A 21,607-nucleotide genomic window follows, 5' to 3' on the forward strand; every position below is an offset into this window, starting at 1 on the left:
GGCATATCCTCAATGTCATGAGGGTATGCCGCTTTTTGATGGTTTATCCGATGTTGTGAAGTTCCATGCCGTGTACTCTGAGCCACTCCTTCGAGGTTTCATATTCAGGCAGAATTGATTTCACAAGCTGCCAAAACTTTTCGCTATGTTCAGGCACAAGTAAGTGAGCCAGCTCGTGCACAATTACATAATCGACCACATGCATTGGTGCCATGACGATTCGCCAGTTGATATAAATATCTCCGTTCGATGTACACGTTCCCCACCGCTTATCCTGAGTTTTTAACTGTAACGACTGCGCTGTTACCCCTAAGAGAGATTGATAATAATTAGCGCGTTGCTGGACTTTTTTATGGCCGTGGTCTCGGTACCAGGCGATTAATTTTGATTTAAGTGTTTCTTCAATTTGATTCTGTGTCCATGTCTGCGGCACCTCGGCAATAAATCGTCCTTGTTTTAACTGAATCGATGCCCGTTTTACAGGTTCTTTCAATACTTTGAGCCGATACTGACGGCCAAGGTAAGGGAGTTTTTCTCCGCTGACAAACTCTTTCGGCGCCACCGCCGTTTTCACTTCATTTAATTCTTCTAATTTTCGCGTAATCCAGGGAGCTTTTTGATGAAGTACTTGGTTTAGTCGATCCTCCCCGACCTGATCAGGCGTATAAACGACAACCCCATTTACTAAGTCCACAGCAATCTTAATATCTTTACGTTCACGTTGTACGAAGCAGCAGTATTGAATTTCGGTAGTCCCATATTGAAGTATTGGCATATCTCTCACGTCCTTATCTCTTCGTTCATTTTACTATTCTCGCGAACGTTAAACAATTGGACGAAGGATAGACTCTATCATTGTTTTTTAACTATTTTTAATGAATAGATACCAATAAATGCAACTGAATAGGAGATAATATTTTGTACTCCCCAATCTTGCTAACTATACTGGCTTGAAAATCCTAATAATAATTTTGTCTACCTTTATATGTATTTATATGGAAATTTTAATGAATTAATGATAAGGTGAACATCGTATCTAAACAAAAGGGGGAAGTTAAAGAATGAAAAAGTATTCAAAGGCATTTATTATCTCGTCATCTTTTATTTTTCTTTTAGGCTGTTCAGAAGGTGATAATAACGAGGAAGAAGCATCGGCCGAAGAAAATAATGCAAATAATGCCGTGAACGAGGAAGAAAATGAAGAGAATGAAGAAGAGAACGAAGAGGAAAATAATGAAGAGGAAGAGGAAGAAATCGAACATGTAGATGATATTTTTAAATCCGATATTACATTAGATTTTGATACTGATATGGAGGAACCAGAAGCAGAAATTAGTAAAGAAGAATACGAAAAACATAATGAGATAATGGATTATCTTTATGCAAACCCTGAACAATCTGAGCAAGAACTGTATGCAGAGTTAGAAAGTGATTATGATAAATCCGCCGATGAATTAGAAGAATTTATAGAAGAAAATTATGAAGAAGTCATTGCATACGATTCGGGAGACTCAGCAAATGATGTATCAATCGAAGATACAGAGGTTAAAAATACTAGCAAAGAATTTTTCAGTGAAAATGTTAAAGATGAGGACCGGCTAAGTATTGATGAAGAGCAAGCGGAAGTAACAGTTACTAACCGCCGAACTATATCCGAAGGGTCTTTTACTTATGCTGAGGAAGATTATGATTATATTCTAAACACTGAATACACGGAAGATTTTCAAAGTGTGAGTGCTTTTCAATTAAAAGTAGATGAAATAAACATAGATCTTGAGTAAAGTAGTTAACAAGTCTACTTATCGTTTTTTATAATTAAAAATATAAGATTTATAGCATAGATAAAAATTATATACATCAATGCTTTACAGAAATATACCAACTCATGCTTAGGTGCCGTTAATAAGTTGTGTAAACCGACAGCGTTACCCTTGGATAAGGATTCTTTTTCCTACACAGTTTGATTTTTAAAATCCGTAACGTTCCTCGAACTTGGTATGGGATTCAGAGATCGCTTCCTAGAAGCCACGAAGTTTGTGTGTAGTTCACTTGTTATTGGATTCGTTTGAAACCAGATAGATCACCTTTTCTACGGCTTTTTCAGAGGGAAGACTGTTCATCTTTTTCAAACGCTTTTTGAACTCTTTCATCGTCTTCTCAATCACAGTGGTCGTTTAGATTATCGGAAGGAGAAAGGATAGTTTAGAAACGTCGTCAGTACATGGATGGCTATCATCAGTACTTAATGATAGTCAGATACTTCGTCTGCCATGTTTCACAGAAGAATACGAGCTGATCTTATGCTTGACTGTTGGACTGATAGATCTCTCTCATATTCTCACTGGTTGCAGACTGTTTTTTTCCGGACTGTGTTTTGCACTTTATGAATGAGGCAACGCTGCACATCGGCTTTTGGGAAGATCTTTTTCATGGCTTTTTCCAGACCAGGAAGGCCATCAAAAATACCGAGTAACACTTTTCACAACTGCGCCGGGAAATATCAGAAAGGACTTCTTCCAGCCTAGGGAACTTTCCTGACCGCCGACATAGAAGCCGAGGATTTCTCAATATCCGTCTTTTGTGACACCGATGACGACATAAACGACATCGTTGGCGACATCATCCCGGCTCAGCTTTAGATACGTACCGTCGAGACAAAGCACCGTATATCATCGATGACTACATTGGTGAGGTGGCTGATGGTGCCGGTTACATAGGCATGACTGAGCATCCGATCAAGAAAGTTCCCGATTTCACGTGTGCTCATACCTTTGATACATGGAAAGAAGATTTCTTAATATCTTTATCTGAGCATCATAGTATAGAAATATTGTAATATAATGGAAGTGTTCATTTATTAGCAGTTAAATTTTATTCTGATTCACCACAAAAAAGAAGAATTACGGGAAGATTTTAAGGAGAAGTTATTCTAAATATTTTTAAAAAATATAAAACAGTTATCCTCTGATAATAAACAAGGGATACCTGTTTTGTTAAGTTTACTTTTTTAAAGGTTAATGAATAAAATTTCATTGTATAATTGATCGTAAGAAAGCTCTGAAATCTAGATTTGGATAGTAAGGAGTGATTTTTATTTTATGGGAAGAGCCAATGACTAATATAGTTTTGCACGATGGTTACATGGATGTCTTTCTTGCATTTGAAGTTTTTCAAAAAAAGAGTGATGTAAAAGACCACAAAAATTATGAAAAGTTATTAAGGAGATTAGTTGATAGCAATCTTATAATATCAGCAGAAACAGGGGATAAAGAGATTTTATTCAACAACTCATTTGAAGAATATCTAAGTCAAAGGGAGAAGAATTTTAATAATATAGGTAATGGAAATATTCCTCCAATTGATATACGTGGGGATTTTGAATCGCAAAATTTAGATTCGGGGTATTATCATGTTGATATAGATTTGTATTCTTCCTCTATTAAATATAATAAAGAGTTAACGGATGAGATGAAAGTTAGTCAAACAAAATATCTTGAAAAACTAATAGCGATTAATAGTTTAGATGAGGAACACGCAGGGATAGATGTGAGAGATACTAAGAACAGATTTCTATTAATACCACCTAAAGTTTCATTCGATGGAGAAAATTATATGTTCCCTGGCGTTTTTTTAACGGTATTTAAACATGGATATGCCATATTACATATGTCTATTGATTTAGAAAAGTATGATTTGAATAAAATTAACATGAATATGTGGAATATTGAATTCGAAAAAATATTCTTGGTTAATAATTTGGTTAATACACAAGAAGTTCCCGAATGGAGGTATAAGAAAAAAGCTAGAATATCTTCAGCCAATAAAATACTTGTCCAATATAAGGATTTGATCAGATCTTTTTTTCAAAATGGTGAAGATAACTGGAGTACAGAATTTAATTCTTTAACAATGATTAATTATTCATACAAACCAAAAGAATTTTTTGAAGATAAAAAAATACAAACTGATAATTTTAATTATCTAATTTTTATATTATTAAATTCTCCAGTGACAAAGTTTACAATTAGACCACAAGTACAAATTGAAGAAATGCTAAATCGAAATGTATTTATCTTTTCAAAGGGGAGTCGGCTTTATGCGAACTCAAATAGAATCCTAAATGTTGTGGATGATAAGTATAAAGAAACTATGAAAAAATCATTATATTCCTCAGAAGTCAGTAAAGAAAAAATAGATAATATTATTGGGGGAATTATTCATAAGAGTATTTTAGGCGGGAATGTAAATGCAATAGAAATATTAATGCTAAAAAAATTATCCTCAAATAAATTGTCTTTATTTAAAGTAAAGCCTCATAGTTCTTTAAAAGAATTGTTGGAGATTAAAACAGAAGAAAACAAGGATTATACATTTGAGTTTTCAAAATTTTTTTACCGATACAAGTCTGTTATTGAATTGATAGATTTTCTAAACAACGCATGTGAAAATCACATTCAATCTAAATTAGTTCAAGAAAGAAGGCAACGCATTGAGAATTTGATAGAAGATAAAAAAGATAAGCATCTGACTGCATTTTCTATCCTAGGTATTTTGTTTACGATAACTTTTTCACTGATATTTTCGTTAGAGACCCTCAATGAAATTTTTAAGTTGCTTGATCTTGATGGAAACGTTTTTTTTGCATATGTTGTATTTAACTTGTTTTTTTTAATTGTTATTTCATGGGTTTTCAGAGATGTGTTCAAAGGAATTATGAATAGTATTTATTCTAGTATGTTCTTTCGTACTAAAATATTAATATTTAAATTACGAAATATATTTGAAAAATTGAAGAAAAAATAATTATAAACAAAAAGGTAATTGGTCGGACAGGGATTTTAACACATTTTTCTCTTGCTAAATACAACCCAATGCGTATTTGTAGGCTTTTGGATAAATAAGTGTTCCATTTTATTTATCAAAAACTGTTCACTTTAGTTTAGCACTCACACTGATCAGAGGCGTTTTTATATACATAAGTTTTATTATTCTATTTAATCGAAAAATATTCGCTTTAGTTCAGCGGCGACACCGCTTATTTCAGTGATCATTCACCTTTACACAAAAATTACACAAGCAAGAAAAAAAGCCTGTCATAACAGGCTTTGAATGCTTATTTTGACCCCGACCACCGGTACCATTACCTTAAGATACGTTAAGATAAAAAACGTGTTATACCTTTGAAACACTGTCATGACAGTGTTTCTTTTTTTTGCTCTTTTTTGAGAATGCGATAGAAAACGATAGAAAACGATACGACTTTACACAAACTTTACACATTCAGAAAATATCTACATTAGTCTAGCAGATACAATTGTTGCTAAATATATTCCTATCAGTTAATTTGAATAAAACAGAAAACAAATAAATATTCCCACGGCTGTCTATCCGTAAGGTGCGTCACCTTCAGTATGCGTGATGGCACGGAAACATTGACGTACGATTACAATTTACAAATATCCATGCACCCGAGAGACAACTATGAACAGGAGTTGCAATCCTTGCCTGAAAACACCCTTCTTCTGGTCGGCAGTTCCGATGAGTCCTTTCAAGCCGAGGAATATAAACCGCTTTTCGAAGAGCACTCACAAGCTGATGTGATCAATAAAGAAGGGATGACACACTTTTCGACTTTGACTGATCCGAATTCACAAGCTCTCATCGCCGAATGGCTGGAAAACATAAACTGACAGACAGTCGCATCATTCCTGTTCCAAAAGCAACTAAAACGCGTATTATAATGACAATCTATTCGGCATGTTTTTCGGTAACCCATGATAAGCTAAAAAGAGCTTTTCCACTTGTTCATGGAGGGGCTATAGCATTTTTCGGTACGGCTCTTATAACTGAAACTGTATAAGAAAACGAATCTTTAACCCTGCAGGTGAACCAAATGTCTTGATTGTCCAATTTTAAGAAAATGGGAGTGTTTATAATCGAATCGAAAATAAATTTATATGTAGATGATTTAAGAGATTGTCCAAAAGGATTTGTCATTGCAAGAAATACGCAAGAGGCGATTTATTATTTAGAAAATTACAAGGTCGGCATACTATCATTGGATCACGACTTAGGTGAAGATGATGAGGGGAATCTTTTACCAACCGGTTACGACTTGGTTAAGATTTTTTGTGAAAAAGGCTATCGAGCTGAACAAATTTATCTTCATACCGACAATGGAGTTGGTCGAGAAAACATGTTCCAAACGTTAAAAGGAGCTCAACGCAGAGGGTTTATTGATCAAGACATTGAGATTTATCATTATTCTGTAACGGTTAATAAATATTCGAAGGAATAGCACCTTCTCGAGCAGCATAAAGATGCTTCATTGCATTCTATTCCTCGATCTCTTAGTCTTGACTAGAAGACAACCAGGCAATTTATTATCATGTTTTGCAGAGTCTTGATAGTAAGTCTAGCGTATAGTGAAGGGGATTACATGATGTTTGATTATATTTGGTTAGCAGCTATTGCTTGGTTTATGGGCTTTTTTCCTTTGTTTGAGATCTATCTGGCAATCCCGACTGCTATGGGGTTGGGATTGGATATCGTTTCTGCCGTGTTTTGGTCTTGGTTAGGAAATTTTATTGTCATTCCATTTATTGTTTACTTTTATAAATGGCTCACGAAATTCAACAAAATCCAAACATACTTTACCAAATTGGAGTACTCCACGACCAGTAAAAAATTACGCAAAGGTGGATTTATAATGGTACTTGTTGGAACGCCGATATTCGGTTCATGGGCTGTTGCAGCTGCAGGAAGAATTATTGGCATGCGAAGAGATAAACTTTATTTATCTTCAGCAATAAGTATCGCTGTTTATGGGGTGCTGATTGGAATTCTTACGCAGCTGGGGATCGATGCCTTTTTTTTATCTTAAGGCTGTTATCGTAAACTTTCTTTTGTTTAAAAAATCGGTGACGCATTGTAAGTTAAATAGGCGCTCTAAATTAAAGAGAGAATTCAGAGGTATTACGCACTTACCACAGCATTTATTAGGAGATGAAGATGAAAAAAATACATATTTTAATTTTAGCGATCGTTTATGGCACGTTAACTTTTATTTTTCATGATGTTTTAGAAACTTCAGTTGGAGCTTGGATGTATACCTTCAGTTTTTTAGCTTTTGCAACAGGTGTCATAGCGGGAGCATACTATGTTACGAAGTTAATAATTACATACTATTTTTATAATAAAGAAAACGCTGAATAACGTTTATTATCTAGTTTGTTTCAGACGCTTGACGGAAAAATCTTAACGGACAATGATCCGCAGCAGCCTGACGAACCCGCTGACTATTGCGATCACGAGCAACATCGCAAATCCCCATTCAATACCTTGCACAAGACCACTCTCCTTGAACAGAATAAAAAATACAGCACTGCTTGAGCTGATCGTTTACATGTTTACTTGGAAAAGCCCTCAAATACACGCAAACCGTCTACGTTTAAGATCTTTGCCGTCACTTCCGGCTGCCAATGGCTTTTTTCGAATACATCAGCGCTAGGGATCATGATTTTGCCCCCTTCGATCTCGCTCAGCTGCTGATTTGAAATGCTGTAAACCATTGTCCCGAGCCGAGCCCAAACCATCGCCCCGGCGCACATTACACAAGGTTCGCAGCTCGTGTACAAGGTATAGCTGCTTAAATCGGAGACGTGATGTGCCGAACAGTAATCGCGGATCAAGCCAATTTCCGCATGATGTGTCGGGTCGCAGCGTGTATGGATTTCATTTTTCCCCTCTGCAACAATTTCGCCGTTTTTTACTAACACCGAACCGAACGGACTGTTCCCTTCCCGCCGCGCTTCTATTGCAAGATCAATCGCTCTTTTCATGAAAACCTCATGCTCGTTTGCCATCGAATCAGCCCTCTCATTTATCAATCGTTTCAAGCTTTTGCCTTTATCCACTCTTTCTCCGCTTTTTAGATGTTTTAAACGCTTAAACACGTATCAGAGAAATAATACAAAAGAGTATCCGTCCTCTTGGTACATGTTTCAAATGTAGTATAATGGAACGAGAGTTAACTTGGCGAAAGACAACAAAGGAGGCGCGCAATGGCAGAGCCATACATAGTGAAAGGCGCAACAGCCGACGGGTTTGCCGAGGTCGAAGCAGAGTTTGCCCGCAACTTCACAGAGAGAGCGGAGCTTGGCGCAGCGTGTACAATTTACTATCGCGGTGAAAAAGTTGTCGATCTCTGGGGCGGGTACCGAAAAGATCACGAGCCGTGGCTTGAGAACACGAAGGTGCCGGCATTTTCAGCGACGAAAGGCGCTGCCGCGATTGCGCTGTTGAAACTTTATTCCGAAGGGCGAATCGATTTAGCTGAAAAGGTGGCTTCGTATTGGCCGGCATTTTCGCAAAATGGTAAAGAAACGATCACCGTTCGCGAATTGATCACCCATCAAGCCGGGCTCGTCTTGCTTGAGGACAAGTTGTCCGTTGAAGATCTGTATCATCCCGAAACAGTCGCCAAAGAACTGGAGCGGGCAAAACCGCTGTGGAAGCCGGGCAGATATCAAGGCTATCACGCGTCGACGATCGGGCTGTTTATGTCTGAACTTGTCCGGCGGACTGATCCGAAGGGACGCAGGTTAGGGCAATATTTCCGTGAAGAAATTGCTGAGCCGCTAGCGCTTGATTTCCACATCGGGCTGCCGGAAACCATCTCCGCGGATGAGATTAGCGAAATCAAGCTTTTGGATTCGGTACGCGGGCTGCTAAACATCCAGAAGATGCCCGAAGGAATCCGCAAAGTTGCTCTTAACCCGACATCGCTTTTTGTCAAGTCGATAACGGTTGTAAAAGACTTCGATCCGAACGACCCAGTCACGTGGCGGGCCGAACATCCCTCCGGAAACGGGATCGGCACGGCGAGGTCGTTAGCCTGTCTCTACAGCGATCTTGCCTGCGGCGGGGAAATGCTGAATTTGACGGAAGAAACGGTACGTGCGATATTCAGTTATCCGGAACGTCCGGTCTTTGGCTATTTGGATCAGGTGATGAATATTGATACGCGTTACGGTCTCGGTTTTATGAAACCCGATCCGACGTTCAGTTATTCTCCCGAGCCGACCGCCGCGGGTTTTCTCGGCGTGACCGGTTCCTTTGCGTTTGCCGATCCGGTAAGAGAGGTTGGCTATGCGTATTTAACGAGAAAAATGGGCTATTACGGGGTGAACGATCCGCGCGAGAAAAACGTTCGCGAGGCAATGTATCACTGTATTGAGGCTTTAGAATACGGAATTAAAGATGTCAAAAAAGGAGAATGAAGCATGATCGAATTTTACGAGTATTTACAGCATATTGATAACGAACATCACCGGGAAAAAGTCGCGGATATTTTGCAATGGCTAAAAGCCGAGTATCCGCAGCTCGACGCGCAGATGAAATGGAACACGCCGATGTTCACTGACAGCGGTTCGTTTATTATCGGTATTTCAACCGCGAAAGGCCACATCAGTATCGCGCTGGAAAAAGATGTGATCGCTCAGTTTGAGGAGGCGATCGAACAAGCCGGCTACAGCCAAACCGAGCGTATGTTTCGAATCCGCTGTGGTGAAGACGTAGATTACGATCTGCTGAAAAAGATTGTTGATGAGGCGATTGAGAAAAAACAAGGGCAGACGACCTTTTGGCAGTAAATCAGCCGTATGTAAAAACGGAAGGTCGCTAAAGTCTGAAGGAGTGGGATAAGATGAAAATACTGCATACGGCAGATTGGCACCTAGGCAAGCTCGTCCAGGGAGTTCATATGACCGAAGACCAAGCCTATATCTTGGAAGAGCTGATCGCTGCGGTGGAAACGGAAAAACCGGATGCGGTCGTGATCGCCGGTGACCTTTACGACCGGGCCGTGCCGCCGACCGAAGCGGTGACGCTTTTAGACCGGGTGCTCGAACGCCTGGTTCTCGATTTACATACGCCGGTAGTTGCGATTGCCGGAAACCATGACAGCCCGAGCCGGCTTCACTTTGCCAGCGGGATTATGCAGGCAAACGGTTATCACGTGACGGGAGAACTGACAGCAGAGCTCGAACCGGTGAAACTTGAAGACGAACACGGCGAGGTTCATTTTCATGCAATTCCGTACGCCGATCCGAGCCAAGTGCGTGTGCTCTTAGATGATGACGATATCCGGACGCATGATGATGCAATCCGAAAGCTGACAGAGCGGATTAAAGCAAATATGGATCCTGGCGCGCGCCATGTCTTTGTCGGCCATTTATTTGTCACGCCGCACGGCGAAGCGGAAGAGAACACAAGCGATTCGGAGCGGCCGCTGTCGATCGGCGGCGCCGATCATGTATCGGCCGAGCATTTCCATCCATTCCATTACACGGCATTAGGGCATTTGCATCAGGCGCATTACGTGAAAAATCAAACGATCCGCTATGCCGGCTCGCCGCTTAAATATTCCTCTTCAGAAGAAAACCATAACAAAGGCTATTATACCGTTGAACTCGATCAAAAAGGTGACGTTAAAGTCGAGAAGAAACTGTTAACACCGAAACGCGACATGCGGGTGATCCGCGGCAAAATCGACGACCTGCTTGCTGAGCCGAAAAGCGATGACTACGTGTTTGTCTTTTTAGAAGATGAGACCCCGGTGCTTTCGCCGATGGAAAAAATCCGCGCTGTTTTTCCGAATGCAATGCATGTCCAGCGGGATGTCTCGTTTGCCGGCTCGGCGCAGATGAGCCCGAAAGCTGCGACAGAGCGGCACAAGATGGATCACTTTTCGCTGTTTAAAGCGTTTTACAAAGAAGTGAAAGGATCGGAATTAACCGGCGAAGCGGAAGCGATGTTCAAAGAGGTGCTTGAAGATTTTACGGCAGAGGAGCGAGGCGAATGAAACCGATCCAACTGACGATGACGGCGTTCGGTCCGTACAAAGATCAAGAAGTCATTCAATTTTCGGACTTGAATGAACATAAATTATTTGTCGTCTCCGGCAAAACCGGGGCGGGCAAGACGACGCTGTTTGACGGGATTTGTTTTGCCCTTTACGGCACAGCGAGCGGCGAGGACCGCGGCGAACCGCGGATGATGCGGAGTCATTTCGCTGCTGATGACGTCCATACATCAGTCGAATTTATCTTTGAACTGCAAAACCGCCGCTACCGGATTCTTCGGCAAATGCCGCACGTGAAAACGGGCAATAAAAGCGCGACCGGGGAAAAATACGAGTTTTTTGAGCAAAAAGACGATAAAGAAATCCCGTGCGTCGACCGGCAAATGGTCAGCGAAATCAACCAAAAAGTTAAGGATCTCGTCGGGCTGACAGAAGATCAGTTCAAGCAGATCGTGATGCTCCCGCAAGGCGAATTCCGCAAACTGCTCACCTCTGAAACAGACAACAAAGAATCGATCTTGCGAAAGATATTCAAAACCGAGCCTTATCAATGGTTTGCTGAGCGCCTGAAGACAAAACGCCAGCAAGCAGAGAAAGATCATGAAGTCGTGAAAAATCAGCTCGACCAGCAGATCAGTCACGTGCGCGAAGCGGTTCCCGCCCGGGACGATTCGCAGCTTGCGAACGTATTCGAGCAGGAACACTGGCTCGCCGATCAAGTTCTCGCCGCATTGGCAGAAGAAGAAACGTATTATCAGCACGAACTCAAGGACAGCAAAACAAAAGCGGAACAAGCGAAGAACGATTACGAGAAAAAACTTGGCGAATACCATGAAGCCAAGCAAATCAATCAGCAGTTTGAGCAGCTGGCGGAAAAAGAAGCGGAACTGGCCGAACTGGAAAAGAAAAAAGACGTGATGACAAAGAAGAAAACGGAACTTGCCGAGGCGGAAAACGCGGCCGGAATTGCTGTGTATGAAGATTATCGCCAAAAAGCCCGGGCTGATGAACAATTGAAAGAACAGCAGCAAAACGACGCAGCACGAAAGGTGCAAGAGGCGGCGCGTCGCCGCGAAGCCGCCGATCAAACGTACCGGGCAGAACAAGCGAAACAAACGGAACGTGAGCAAACCGCGCAGGAGCTGTCCCGCTACGAAGAACTTGTACCGATCGTGCAAGAAGCTGAGAAAGAACAGCAGTCATTGGCCAATATGAAAAAAGATATTGCTGAGATGAAACAAAAGCGGGAAAAACTGCAACAGCAGATCGAAAGCGTCAAACAGGAAATTGCCGGGCTGCGCGAAGCGATTCAACAGTTGGAACAAGCCGTCGAGGTTTTGCCTGAAAAACGCGAACGGTTAAACGAGATGAAAGAGACCGGCAAGATTTTTCGCGACTATATCAATCATGGTCAAAAAGAAGAAGAATTACAAAGACAGCTGCAGGAAGATAAGGCGGCGTTTGAAAAGGAAAAGCAGCAGTTTCAGATGCTGGAGCGGTCTTGGGTGAAAGGGCAGGCGACAGTGCTTGCGCGCCGCTTAGAGGACGGCGAGGCGTGTCCGGTGTGCGGCAGCCGAGAACATCCGGCGAAGGCTCTTCATGAAGGGGAGGTGCCGACGCAGGAGGAATTCGAGCAGGCGCGTGAGAAGTTCGAGCGTGTCCAGCAGCGTTATCTCCAGGCGGAGGCGGATATGAAGGCAAAACAGCGTGAAGTCAAGGCGCTGGCCGAGCAGCTGACGTCGTTTGATTTCTCCTCGTACGCGGAGGCGCAGACGATATTTAATCGCTATGTCGAGGAAGCGAAGGCCTTGGAATCTGAGGTTAAAGGGTTGGATCAATCCGTTGAGGAGGTTAAGAAAAAACGCAAAGACAAAGATACGAAGGAGCAAGAACTGACCAATTGGACGGCAGAACTTGAGAAACTGGCGAACGAACTGCAGCAGCATGAGCTGACTTATGCTTCGGCTCAGTCAACGTATGACGAAAAAATCAGCCGCGTTCCTGAACAGCTCCGGACGTTGGCGGAGCTGCAACCGGCTGTTGAAGAGCGGCGGGCGAAAAAGAAACAGCTCGAGAAAGCTTGGGAAGAAGCGCAAACGGAATTAACGAATGCGAAACAATACGAAGCGAGTGTGCAAGCTGAAGAGCAAGCGGCGCAACAACAAGTAAAAGAAAGCCGGTCGAACCGAAAAGAAACGGAGGAGCGGTTTGCAGCGGTGTTAAAAGAGGCCGGATTTAACTCGGAAGAATCGTATCGCGCAGCCGTCATGCCGGAAGAGATGCGCACGGAGCTGAAACGGGAGATCGAGGATTATTCGTCGACAGTCGACAGTTTACAAAAGCAGATTATCGCTTTGAACAATACGCTCGCTCATCATACGCGCGCCGATCTTGACGCGCTGACAAACGAGTTAGCAACGCTTCAACAGAAACGCGATCAAGCTTATCAACGGCAAACGCAAGCGGAAAACTATCTCAAGCAGATCACTGAAGCCGCGGCGGCGATCAAAGAGACGATAGCGGAGTTGAAAACAAAGGAGACGAATGTTCAAACAATTGCGGATCTGCACGATATGGTCCGCGGACAAAACAGCAGCAAAATATCGTTTGAACGCTACGTGCAAATCGAATTTCTCGAACATATTATCGTTGCCGCGAATGAACGTCTGCAGCGGATTTCCAACGGCCAGTTTCATCTCGTCCGCAGCGCCCGTCAGGAAAGCCGCGGCAAACAAAGCGGGCTGAGCCTCGATGTGTACGACGCCTATACCGGGCAAAACCGCGATGTCAAAACCCTGTCAGGTGGAGAAAAATTCAACGCATCCCTCAGCTTGGCGCTCGGGATGTCCGATGTGATTCAGAGTCATCAAGGCGGGGTGACGATCGATACGATGTTTATTGATGAAGGTTTCGGCTCGTTAGATGATGAATCGCTGCAAAAAGTCATCGATACGTTGATCGATCTGCAGCGCTCCGGCCGGACGATCGGTGTGATCTCGCACGTGCAGGAAATGAAAAATGTCTTTCCGGCGATTTTGGAAGTAAACAAAACGCCGGAAGGCTTCAGCCGCACGCGGTTTGTCGTGCAGTAAATAGAGCGGTATACTTGCAAAAAAACGAACAGGTTTCAGGTTGAATGCCAGACATACCGGAAATTTAATTATTTGAAAAAAGCCGCATCTTTTTTAGATACGGCTCAGATTGTAGACAAATTATTATTTTGACGTAAGCCACGCAGCCACTAACCTCCGCTTGCCCCGGGCAAGGACTCAGCTAGTATTCGGCGGCCTGATACCGCCGAATCCGGATCTTCGTCGCTTGCTTTCCCGGAGGCGTCGGAGGAGTGGATGCGTGGCTTTTTTTTATGAATACACTCGCTTCAAAAAAGAGGATGACCCAGCATCCCGGCTTTCTCCTGCGGGATAGCGAGACAGGCGAGACCCTGCAGGGCATAAGCCCGAAGCGGCTCGGCGCTCGCCCGCGGAAAGAAGCCGGACGATGCGTCGTCATCCGTTCCTTTTAATATGACATCGATCGATGTCATGACTTTGTCTACACTCTAAGCCGTATCTTTTTTAGATACGGCTTTTAGTTTAAGCTGATCGCTCAATCAGCAGTTTATTTGTGAAAAAAGCGTTTAAATGAATAAATCGTTGTTTCCTTGTTTAATAAAGCTATTGATTGGGTTAAAGGAATTTCTTTTGGACAAACTTCAACGCAGTTTGCTGCATTTCCGCAAGAGGTTAATCCTCCTTCGCCCATAATCTGCTCGAGTCGTTCTTCAGCTTGCATCTGTCCGGTTGGATGAGTATTGAATAATCGTACTTGTGCCAATGGAGCGGGACCGACAAATGATGATCGTTGATTGATATTTGGGCACGCTTCGAAGCAAAGGCCGCAAGTCATGCATTTGCTCAATTCATAAGCCTTTTGCCGTTCGTTTTCCGCTATTTTCGGGCCAGGGCCCATGTCTTGAGTTCCGTCAATTTCGATCCAACCTTTGACTTTTTTCAGTGCATCAAACATTCTTTCCCGATTAACTATCAGATCTCTTTCACAGGGGAAAGAGGTTAATGGTTCAACTGTGATAGGCTGCGCTAAAGAATCAATCAGTGTCGAGCATGCTTGACGTGGCTTACCGTTGATCAGCATCGAACATGCACCGCAAACTTCTTCAAGGCAAATGGACTCCCACTGAACAGGCGATGTTTCTTCACCGTTTATGTTTATCGGGTTACGTCTGATTTCCATTAACGCGGAAATAATGTTCATACTCGGCCGCCAAGGGACACGGAATTCTTCTACATAAGGATCCGAGAACGGTCCATCCTGACGAGTTATTTTCATGTGGACAGTTTTTTCGCTCATGATTTAACACCTGCCTTTTTACTTTGGGTGTAATCCCGTTTACGCGGCTTAATCAAAGAGGTGTCAACATCGGCATAGCTGAAATCAGGCTCGCGGGTTTTGGTATTATAAGAGGCCATTGTCGTTTTTAACCATTCCTCGTCGTTACGTTCCGGGTAATCAGGTTTGTAGTGAGCACCGCGGCTTTCATTTCTGCGCTCTGCTCCTTGCGTAATGACTTTGGCAAGATCCATCATCCCGCTTAACCCTCGAATAAATGAAACAGCATGATTATGATACTTTACAGTATCTTGAACATTTAAGTTTTTATAACGCTCCATCAATTCCGTCAGTTTTTTATCAGTTTCGGCTAAATGTTTATTTTCACGGACAACCGTTACATTTTCTGTCATAAGTTCTCCCATTTCCTGATGAAGATTGTAAACATTTTCACCTTTATTCATTGAGAGAATAGATGTCAATTCCGCTTCATCAGCTGCTAATTGTGAGGAAAAGACACGTTCATCGATACTATCTGTTGACTTAAGATTATTTTGCACATACTCGACAGCTTTCGGGCCTGCAACCATTCCGCCGTAAACAGCTGACAAGAGAGAATTAGCGCCGAGACGGTTTGCGCCGTGCTGAGAATAATCACATTCACCTGCAGCGAATAGCCCTGGAATATTAGTCTGTTGACGGTCATCAACCCACAAACCGCCCATGGAATAGTGCACGCCAGGGAAGATCTTCATAGGAAGTTTACGCGGATCATCTCCCATAAACTTTTCATAAATCTCCAAAATCCCCCCGAGGCGGACATTTAACTTTTCCGAGTCAATATGTGATACATCGAGAAACACTTTATTTTCACCGTCTATACCAAGCTTTTGATTCACACACACATCGAAAATTTCGCGTGTGGCAATATCCCTCGGGACAAGGTTGCCGTAGGATGGATACTTTTCTTCGAGAAAGTACCAAGGCTTCCCGTCTTTGTAAGTCCAGACCCGAGCCCCTTCACCGCGAGCCGATTCACTCATCAGTCTCAGTTTATCATCGCCGGGGATTGCTGTTGGATGGATTTGAATAAATTCCCCGTTCGCGTAAATAGCCCCTTGTTGATATAGTTTCCCTGCTGCCGCACCGGTATTTATTAACGAATTCGTCGACCTGCCGAAAATCATTCCGGGGCCTCCGCTGGCCATGATGACAGCATCTGCTTTAAAGGAATGAATCTTCATCGAGATCATCTCTTGAGCGGTGATGCCGCGGCATATTCCCTCGTCATCGATTATTGCTGAGACGAAATCCCATCCCTCAAATTTTCGTACACGCCCTTCAGCTTCGAACTTTCTCACTTGTTCATCCAGTGCATATAGTAACTGCTGTCCGGTTGTTGCACCTGCGAATGCTGTCCGACGATGTTTAGTTCCGCCAAAGCGGCGGAAATCAAGATGTCCTTCCGGTGTGCGGTTAAACATGACTCCCATTCGGTCGAACAGATGGAGAATTTCAGGTGCTTTTTCACACATGCCCCAAACTTGCTTTTGGTTAGCCAGAAAATCACCGCCGTAAAGCGTGTCATCAAAGTGTTCCCAAGGAGAATCGTCTTCACCTTTCGTATTGCAAGCGCCATTGATCCCTCCTTGAGCACAAACGGAGTGCGAGCGTTTCACTTTTACAATGGAGATAAGGTCAACGTCCATACCCATCTCAACAATTTTTTGTGTTGCCATAAGACCGGCAAGCCCACCGCCGACTACAGCAATCTTTTGTCTTTTCATCGATATCTTCCTCCTGAGTTAAGCGTCACACAAATGCAAAAATGGCAGTCAATCCGATACCTGAAAGTACCAAAAATAATAGTATTCCAAGCATTTTACCGAATTGCTGACTTTTTTGATTAGCGGTAATGCCCCAAGTTATTAGCATTGTTCTAAATCCGTTGCTGAAATGAAAAGTTGTCATCAGTATTCCGACGATGTAAAAAATAAGGTATAGAGGATTTTCAACAAGGTTTGCGACCATGTCGAAGTTCACTTCAGCCCCAAAGGCCGCCGGAACTCTCGTGGTCCCTACATGCCAAATCAAGAACAAAAAGACGACGATCCCTGATAGGCGTTGAAAATAAAAATATAAATTCTTTTCATAGCGATAGGTTGTTAAGTTATTCTTGGCATCTCGAGCGATAACAATGCCGTATATACCGTGAAAAAGCAGCGGAATGAAGATGATGAACAATTCCATTGCGTAGCGAAAGGGTAAATTCCCCATAAATGCAGCTGCATTGTTAAAGGCTTCTTCACCGTAAAAAGCTGTATAGTTAATTCCAAAATGGACGAACAAAAAGACACCTATCGGTATCAGTCCTGATATTGAATGAAGCTTCCTCCAAAAAAATGTACGGTCGTTGTTCACGAGTGTCACCCCTTTATTTGTTCAATGGATCTTTCGGATATTCCCGGTGTTGTCATCTTGTAAGGATCAAGAATCAGATCTAGCTCCTCCTCAGACAGAACACCGCGTTCTATACAAATCTCACGAACAGGTCTGCCTGATGAAATAGCTTCTTTTGCTATCGATGACGCTGGTTCATAACCGATATGCGGATTAATTGCTGTAATGATCCCGACACTTTGATTCACGTATTGTTCCATTCGATCCGTGTTTGCTTTTATATCTTGAATGCAATAATTATTAAAAACATCGATAACGTTTGTCATCATCTTGATTGAATCGAGTAAGCTTGAGACTAGAACTGGTTCCATAACATTTAATTCGAATTGACCGGCTTCAGACGCAAGCGTCACTGTTACATCGTTACCAATAACTTTGAATGCAACTTGGTTTACTGCTTCGGCCATAACCGGATTTACTTTTCCGGGCATAATGGACGAACCGGGCTGGCGCGGCGGTAACAGGATTTCATTTAACCCTGTGCGCGGTCCTGATGCCATTAACCGTAAATCATTTGAAATTTTTGACAAACTGGACATGCAGGTTTTCAATGCACCAGAAACGGTAACGTAAACGTCAGTGTTTTGTGTTCCATCCACAAGATTCGGTGAAGTGGTCATGGGATATCCGCTGATCAAAGCGAGTTCTTCAATTACATATGTAATGTAATCCGGATCGGCATTCAATCCTGTTCCCACGGCAGTAGCTCCCATATTCGTCTCATAAAGCGTTTCTTTAACGGTTTTGATTCTGTTAATGTCGCGCTTAATTACGGCGGCGTACGAACTGAATTCTTGACCTAAGCGGATTGGAACAGCATCTTGAAGATGTGTCCGGCCCATTTTTAAACAGTTTTCAAATTCATACGTTTTCTCAAGTAAAGAAAGGTGCATTGATTCCATAACGTCCAACAATTGATTAAGCCGATTAAGGAGCGCGATCTTGAACGCTGTCGGAAAAGCATCGTTTGTCGATTGCGACATATTGACATGAGAATTGACGCTCAGGACCATGTTGTTGCCTTTTTCTTCTCCTAAAAGCTCTAAAGCACGGTTAGCAATGACCTCATTAGCGTTCATATTTATCGACGTCCCGGCTCCGCCTTGAATCGGGTCTACAATAAATTGGTCATGCCACTTCCGATCGATCACTTCACGGGAAGCTTGTTCGATCGCATCGGCCAAATGCGATGTGAGCTGCCCTGTACGATGATTCGCGCGTGCAGCTGCAAATTTCACCATGCCCAAACCGCGAATAAGTTCTTCATCAATCTGCTGACCGGTTATCGGGAAATTTTCCACAGCTCTAAGCGTTTGAATACCGTAATAGTTTTCGTTGTTAATATTCATCGTGCCGAGAAAATCTTCTTCCACTCGATGCGTTTTTTCGTTATTCATCTGTCATTCACTCCGTTCCGGATATTCTCATATTGAAGAGCACACAATGAACCTTTTGGCCGTATGTGTGCTCAGTCAACGTTTTTTAGGCTTATAATCAGCTTATGAATAAGACGACAAAGAAGAGTACCGCGAGCCCGCCGAGAATCGACGGCCGTTGAAATTTATTCGCTAATTTAAGTTCTGAATTCGGAACGACTGGAATGGTTGTTGCCAAGGCAGCTACCGGACCGCCGGTCAAGTAGTACTGCATAATCGCACAACCTCCGGCTCCAGCAGCGGCTGCGGCTAACGGTGTAACATCGTATTCAAGAACAATGGTTAGAAACGGAATAACAATCGCAGCAGATGCAGCGTTTGATTGTGTGACCAATCCGGCCAACGCTGATACAGCGAGCATAACTAATACAGGTGAAAACGCGAGAAGCGGATCAAACCAACTTGCCATAATGTCTACAATGCCGATATTTTGAATGACAGAGGACATAAATAAAAATCCTAATGTTGCGATCAATGGAACGGCCACCCTTTTTACTCCCTCAAGCATCATTTCTTCAGCTTTTTTCAAAGAAACTTTTGCAAAAATAGCAACAAGAATCGAGGCAGCGACACCGACAATGAATACGGGATAGCCAACTGAGAATCCTGCCACTAAGACAATGAACGGGATAATGGCTAAAATGAAACTTCGTTCGTTATCGGCGTCTTGAAGATCATTCAAAATATCATTTACTTCTTGGTCTGTCAGTTTGATATCATTACTTTTCTCATCGCGCTTAAGTCGAAGATAGCTGATTCCGATAATCGACATAGCCACAAAAGCACCAATCAAATTAATCCAGCCAAAAGTAATCCCCGCAGTGGCAATGACTGCTAACAAAGTAGGGTGTGTAAAACCGCCAAAGTTGCCTAAATGTCCAGCATGGGCTTGGATACCAGCCACTTTATTTGGATTAACACCTAATTTGATAGCAGCTGGACCGGTGATGACGGCTGTAATTGCCGGTTGTGTAAAACCAGTGAGTCCGCCGATTACACCAGCAGCCGTACTCCCTGCACTAGCAATGCCGGGACCTCCGCCGATCTTGCTTCCTATCAAGATAATTTTTCTGATGATTGCATCGAGAAACCCTGTTTTCTCCATAACACCGATGAATAAGAGCACACCGGCCATATCGGCAATGACAGGGTGAAGACTTTCATTTACTAAATTTAATACTGTTACGTCTTCTTCGCCGCTCAATGGGAAACCCGCTGTAATGGCTGCCAAAGTTGATCCGATGATCGCCGTCATATAAAGGGGGGTTTTTCCGGTAATCATTAGTATCAGTGTTGCTAACATTATTAACTGAGCTATCAGCATCATAAGCTACATCTCCTTTAGTGAATTATTTCACATGAAAGTATAAAAAATTATTCCCTAAAACCTTCTTGAACACTTGTTTCTGAACGCAGCAACGCGATCAATTTTAACCTTGCTTTCTTTGAGTTTAAATCACTTCCCATGATAACACCGTTCTCAAATAAATGATGCGCGCTGGCATAATAGTCATAAGAGATGTCGACGCGTCCTTGCTCACTAGACGTTGTGAGGACGAAAGTAACACCTTCCTTCAACCCTCTTAAAACAGCTTCCATTTGAGCGGGGGCTATTTGACCTCTCCCGTTCCCTTCTAGTATTATACCGTCAGCTTGATTGTCTATGCATGCGTCGATGAGAGTTCTGTCAGCATCAAGATAGCATTTAATTATTTCTACTTTAGGCATATGGCTATCTGCCGAAGGATAAACTTGTCTTTCTGCCGGTTTTTGATAAAGTATAACTCTTTGGCCGTCAATTGTTCCTAAATGACCATAACCAAAAGACTCGAATCCTTGTAAATTATATGAGTGTTCTTTTTTGACATATTTTGCGGAAAAAATTCGTTCGTTAAATACAACCATCGTTCCAATACCTTTTAGTTTATCAGATGATGCCGCAGCTATTGATTGGACCAAATTCGTATCGGTATCACTCCCTGAAGCAGATGAAGACCGTTGGGAACCCGTAACGATAACAGGATTCTGATGGTCAACCGTTAAGTCTAAATAATAAGCTGACTCCTCTAATGAATCTGTTCCATGAGTCACCACGGCTCCATCAAAACCTTGATTAAATAACATTTGAATTTTTTCGGCGATTTGATTTAAGTCATTCAATGACACGTGCATACTCGGCTTATTTATTAGCGGAAAAATAGAGACCTCGGTTTCTGCTGAAATTTCGTCTAGATCGCAATAATCTTCGGAATCTAAAGCGCCTGAGACTAATCTTCCTTGCTCATTTTTTTTACTTGCGATCGTGCCGCCTGTCGTAATTAAAGCAATCTTTTTCATAAACTTCCTCCTTTCTTTTTTCTGACATCATGAATATACGCGATGACCTTCAATAAACTACAAAGTTCGACATAGAAGTTTTTAACTGTCATTATTTCGACATAATCACGAAATCTTGCTCAGTATTTCACTGATAAAATAATAGTGTAATTATCTTTAGTCA

General features: G+C 42.5%; 19 protein-coding genes and 1 pseudogene. 10 read left to right on the plus strand and 10 right to left on the minus strand.

Translation table 11 applies throughout. The features are described 5' to 3' along the window. Positions 1-43: 43 nt before the first annotated feature. Positions 44-775 (minus strand): M48 family metallopeptidase, encoded by a 732-nt coding sequence (locus EDD67_RS11115; RefSeq protein ID WP_121440080.1) that lies wholly within the window; start codon positions 773-775, stop codon positions 44-46. A 286-nt stretch (positions 776-1,061) separates the two neighbouring features. Here EDD67_RS11115 and EDD67_RS13980 point away from each other — a divergent pair, with 286 nt between their 5' ends. Then, on the plus strand, positions 1,062-1,781 hold the full coding sequence (locus tag EDD67_RS13980) for a hypothetical protein (protein ID WP_154718761.1): 720 nt from the start codon (positions 1,062-1,064) through the stop codon (positions 1,779-1,781). Positions 1,782-2,021: 240 nt separating this feature from the next. On the opposite strand, the pseudogene EDD67_RS14230 reads toward EDD67_RS13980, so the two are convergent. After that, a pseudogene (locus EDD67_RS14230) lies at positions 2,022-2,773 on the minus strand (IS256 family transposase); the annotation flags it as partial. A 338-nt stretch (positions 2,774-3,111) separates the two neighbouring features. Between EDD67_RS14230 and EDD67_RS11130 the strand changes: the two are divergent. The 5 genes from EDD67_RS11130 to EDD67_RS11150 all read left to right on the plus strand — a co-directional run bounded on the left by EDD67_RS11130 (position 3,112) and on the right by EDD67_RS11150 (position 7,215). Then, a complete protein-coding gene (locus tag EDD67_RS11130) occupies positions 3,112-4,803 on the plus strand; it encodes a hypothetical protein (protein WP_121440082.1) in 1,692 nt (563 codons plus the stop codon). A 608-nt stretch (positions 4,804-5,411) separates the two neighbouring features. Continuing rightward, positions 5,412-5,690 (plus strand): hypothetical protein, encoded by a 279-nt coding sequence (locus EDD67_RS11135; RefSeq protein WP_123875839.1) that lies wholly within the window; start codon positions 5,412-5,414, stop codon positions 5,688-5,690. A 242-nt stretch (positions 5,691-5,932) separates the two neighbouring features. Then, positions 5,933-6,298, plus strand: coding sequence for a cyclic-phosphate processing receiver domain-containing protein (locus EDD67_RS11140; RefSeq protein WP_338420265.1), 366 nt, complete (start codon positions 5,933-5,935; stop codon positions 6,296-6,298). A gap of 144 nt (positions 6,299-6,442) precedes the next feature. Beyond that, the gene (locus tag EDD67_RS11145; RefSeq protein ID WP_121440084.1) at positions 6,443-6,883 is read left to right on the plus strand and encodes a small multi-drug export protein; all 441 of its coding nucleotides are present in this window, start codon (positions 6,443-6,445) and stop codon (positions 6,881-6,883) included. A gap of 128 nt (positions 6,884-7,011) precedes the next feature. Continuing rightward, on the plus strand, positions 7,012-7,215 hold the full coding sequence (locus EDD67_RS11150) for a hypothetical protein (RefSeq protein WP_121440085.1): 204 nt from the start codon (positions 7,012-7,014) through the stop codon (positions 7,213-7,215). A 194-nt stretch (positions 7,216-7,409) separates the two neighbouring features. Here the strand turns inward: EDD67_RS11150 and EDD67_RS11155 are convergent, their stop codons facing one another. After that, complete coding sequence (locus EDD67_RS11155; RefSeq protein WP_121440230.1) at positions 7,410-7,865, minus strand: nucleoside deaminase; 456 nt, start codon at positions 7,863-7,865, stop codon at positions 7,410-7,412. Positions 7,866-8,063: 198 nt separating this feature from the next. On the opposite strand from EDD67_RS11155, the gene EDD67_RS11160 reads away from it, so the two are divergent. Genes EDD67_RS11160 through EDD67_RS11175 form a run of 4 tightly spaced genes read left to right on the plus strand, consistent with a single transcriptional unit; the run spans position 8,064 to position 13,956 of the window. Then, complete coding sequence (locus EDD67_RS11160; RefSeq protein ID WP_121440086.1) at positions 8,064-9,281, plus strand: serine hydrolase domain-containing protein; 1,218 nt, start codon at positions 8,064-8,066, stop codon at positions 9,279-9,281. A 3-nt stretch (positions 9,282-9,284) separates the two neighbouring features. Then, positions 9,285-9,653, plus strand: coding sequence for an iron chaperone (locus EDD67_RS11165; RefSeq protein WP_121440087.1), 369 nt, complete (start codon positions 9,285-9,287; stop codon positions 9,651-9,653). Positions 9,654-9,706: 53 nt separating this feature from the next. Further along, positions 9,707-10,864 (plus strand): exonuclease SbcCD subunit D, encoded by a 1,158-nt coding sequence (locus EDD67_RS11170; RefSeq protein WP_121440088.1) that lies wholly within the window; start codon positions 9,707-9,709, stop codon positions 10,862-10,864. Continuing rightward, the gene (locus tag EDD67_RS11175; protein WP_121440089.1) at positions 10,861-13,956 is read left to right on the plus strand and encodes an AAA family ATPase; all 3,096 of its coding nucleotides are present in this window, start codon (positions 10,861-10,863) and stop codon (positions 13,954-13,956) included. The genes EDD67_RS11170 and EDD67_RS11175 overlap by 4 nt, the downstream gene beginning before the upstream one ends. A gap of 287 nt (positions 13,957-14,243) precedes the next feature. On the opposite strand, the gene EDD67_RS13985 is transcribed toward EDD67_RS11175, so the two are convergent. The 7 genes from EDD67_RS13985 to EDD67_RS11205 form a co-directional block, all read right to left on the minus strand. Next, a complete protein-coding gene (locus tag EDD67_RS13985; RefSeq protein ID WP_154718762.1) occupies positions 14,244-14,408 on the minus strand; it encodes a hypothetical protein in 165 nt (54 codons plus the stop codon). A 74-nt stretch (positions 14,409-14,482) separates the two neighbouring features. Beyond that, the gene (gene sdhB, locus EDD67_RS11180; RefSeq protein ID WP_121440090.1) at positions 14,483-15,232 is read right to left on the minus strand and encodes a succinate dehydrogenase iron-sulfur subunit; all 750 of its coding nucleotides are present in this window, start codon (positions 15,230-15,232) and stop codon (positions 14,483-14,485) included. Further along, complete coding sequence (sdhA, locus tag EDD67_RS11185; protein WP_093072547.1) at positions 15,229-16,998, minus strand: succinate dehydrogenase flavoprotein subunit; 1,770 nt, start codon at positions 16,996-16,998, stop codon at positions 15,229-15,231. The genes sdhB and sdhA overlap by 4 nt, the downstream gene beginning before the upstream one ends. A gap of 25 nt (positions 16,999-17,023) precedes the next feature. After that, positions 17,024-17,632, minus strand: coding sequence for a succinate dehydrogenase/fumarate reductase transmembrane subunit (locus EDD67_RS11190; RefSeq protein ID WP_121440091.1), 609 nt, complete (start codon positions 17,630-17,632; stop codon positions 17,024-17,026). Between the two features lie 5 nt (positions 17,633-17,637). Further along, positions 17,638-19,068 carry an aspartate ammonia-lyase gene (aspA, locus tag EDD67_RS11195; protein WP_121440092.1) on the minus strand — a complete coding sequence of 477 codons (1,431 nt, stop codon included), beginning with the start codon at positions 19,066-19,068 and terminating at the stop codon, positions 17,638-17,640. A 97-nt stretch (positions 19,069-19,165) separates the two neighbouring features. Next, positions 19,166-20,434: an SLC13 family permease gene (locus EDD67_RS11200; RefSeq protein WP_121440093.1), complete on the minus strand. Its 1,269-nt coding sequence runs from the start codon at positions 20,432-20,434 to the stop codon at positions 19,166-19,168. A 47-nt stretch (positions 20,435-20,481) separates the two neighbouring features. Then, positions 20,482-21,444, minus strand: coding sequence for an asparaginase (locus tag EDD67_RS11205; protein WP_121440094.1), 963 nt, complete (start codon positions 21,442-21,444; stop codon positions 20,482-20,484). Positions 21,445-21,607: the final 163 nt, after the last annotated feature.

Source organism: Salisediminibacterium halotolerans (assembly GCF_003814815.1).
GTDB lineage: Bacteria > Bacillota > Bacilli > Bacillales > Salisediminibacteriaceae > Salisediminibacterium > Salisediminibacterium halotolerans.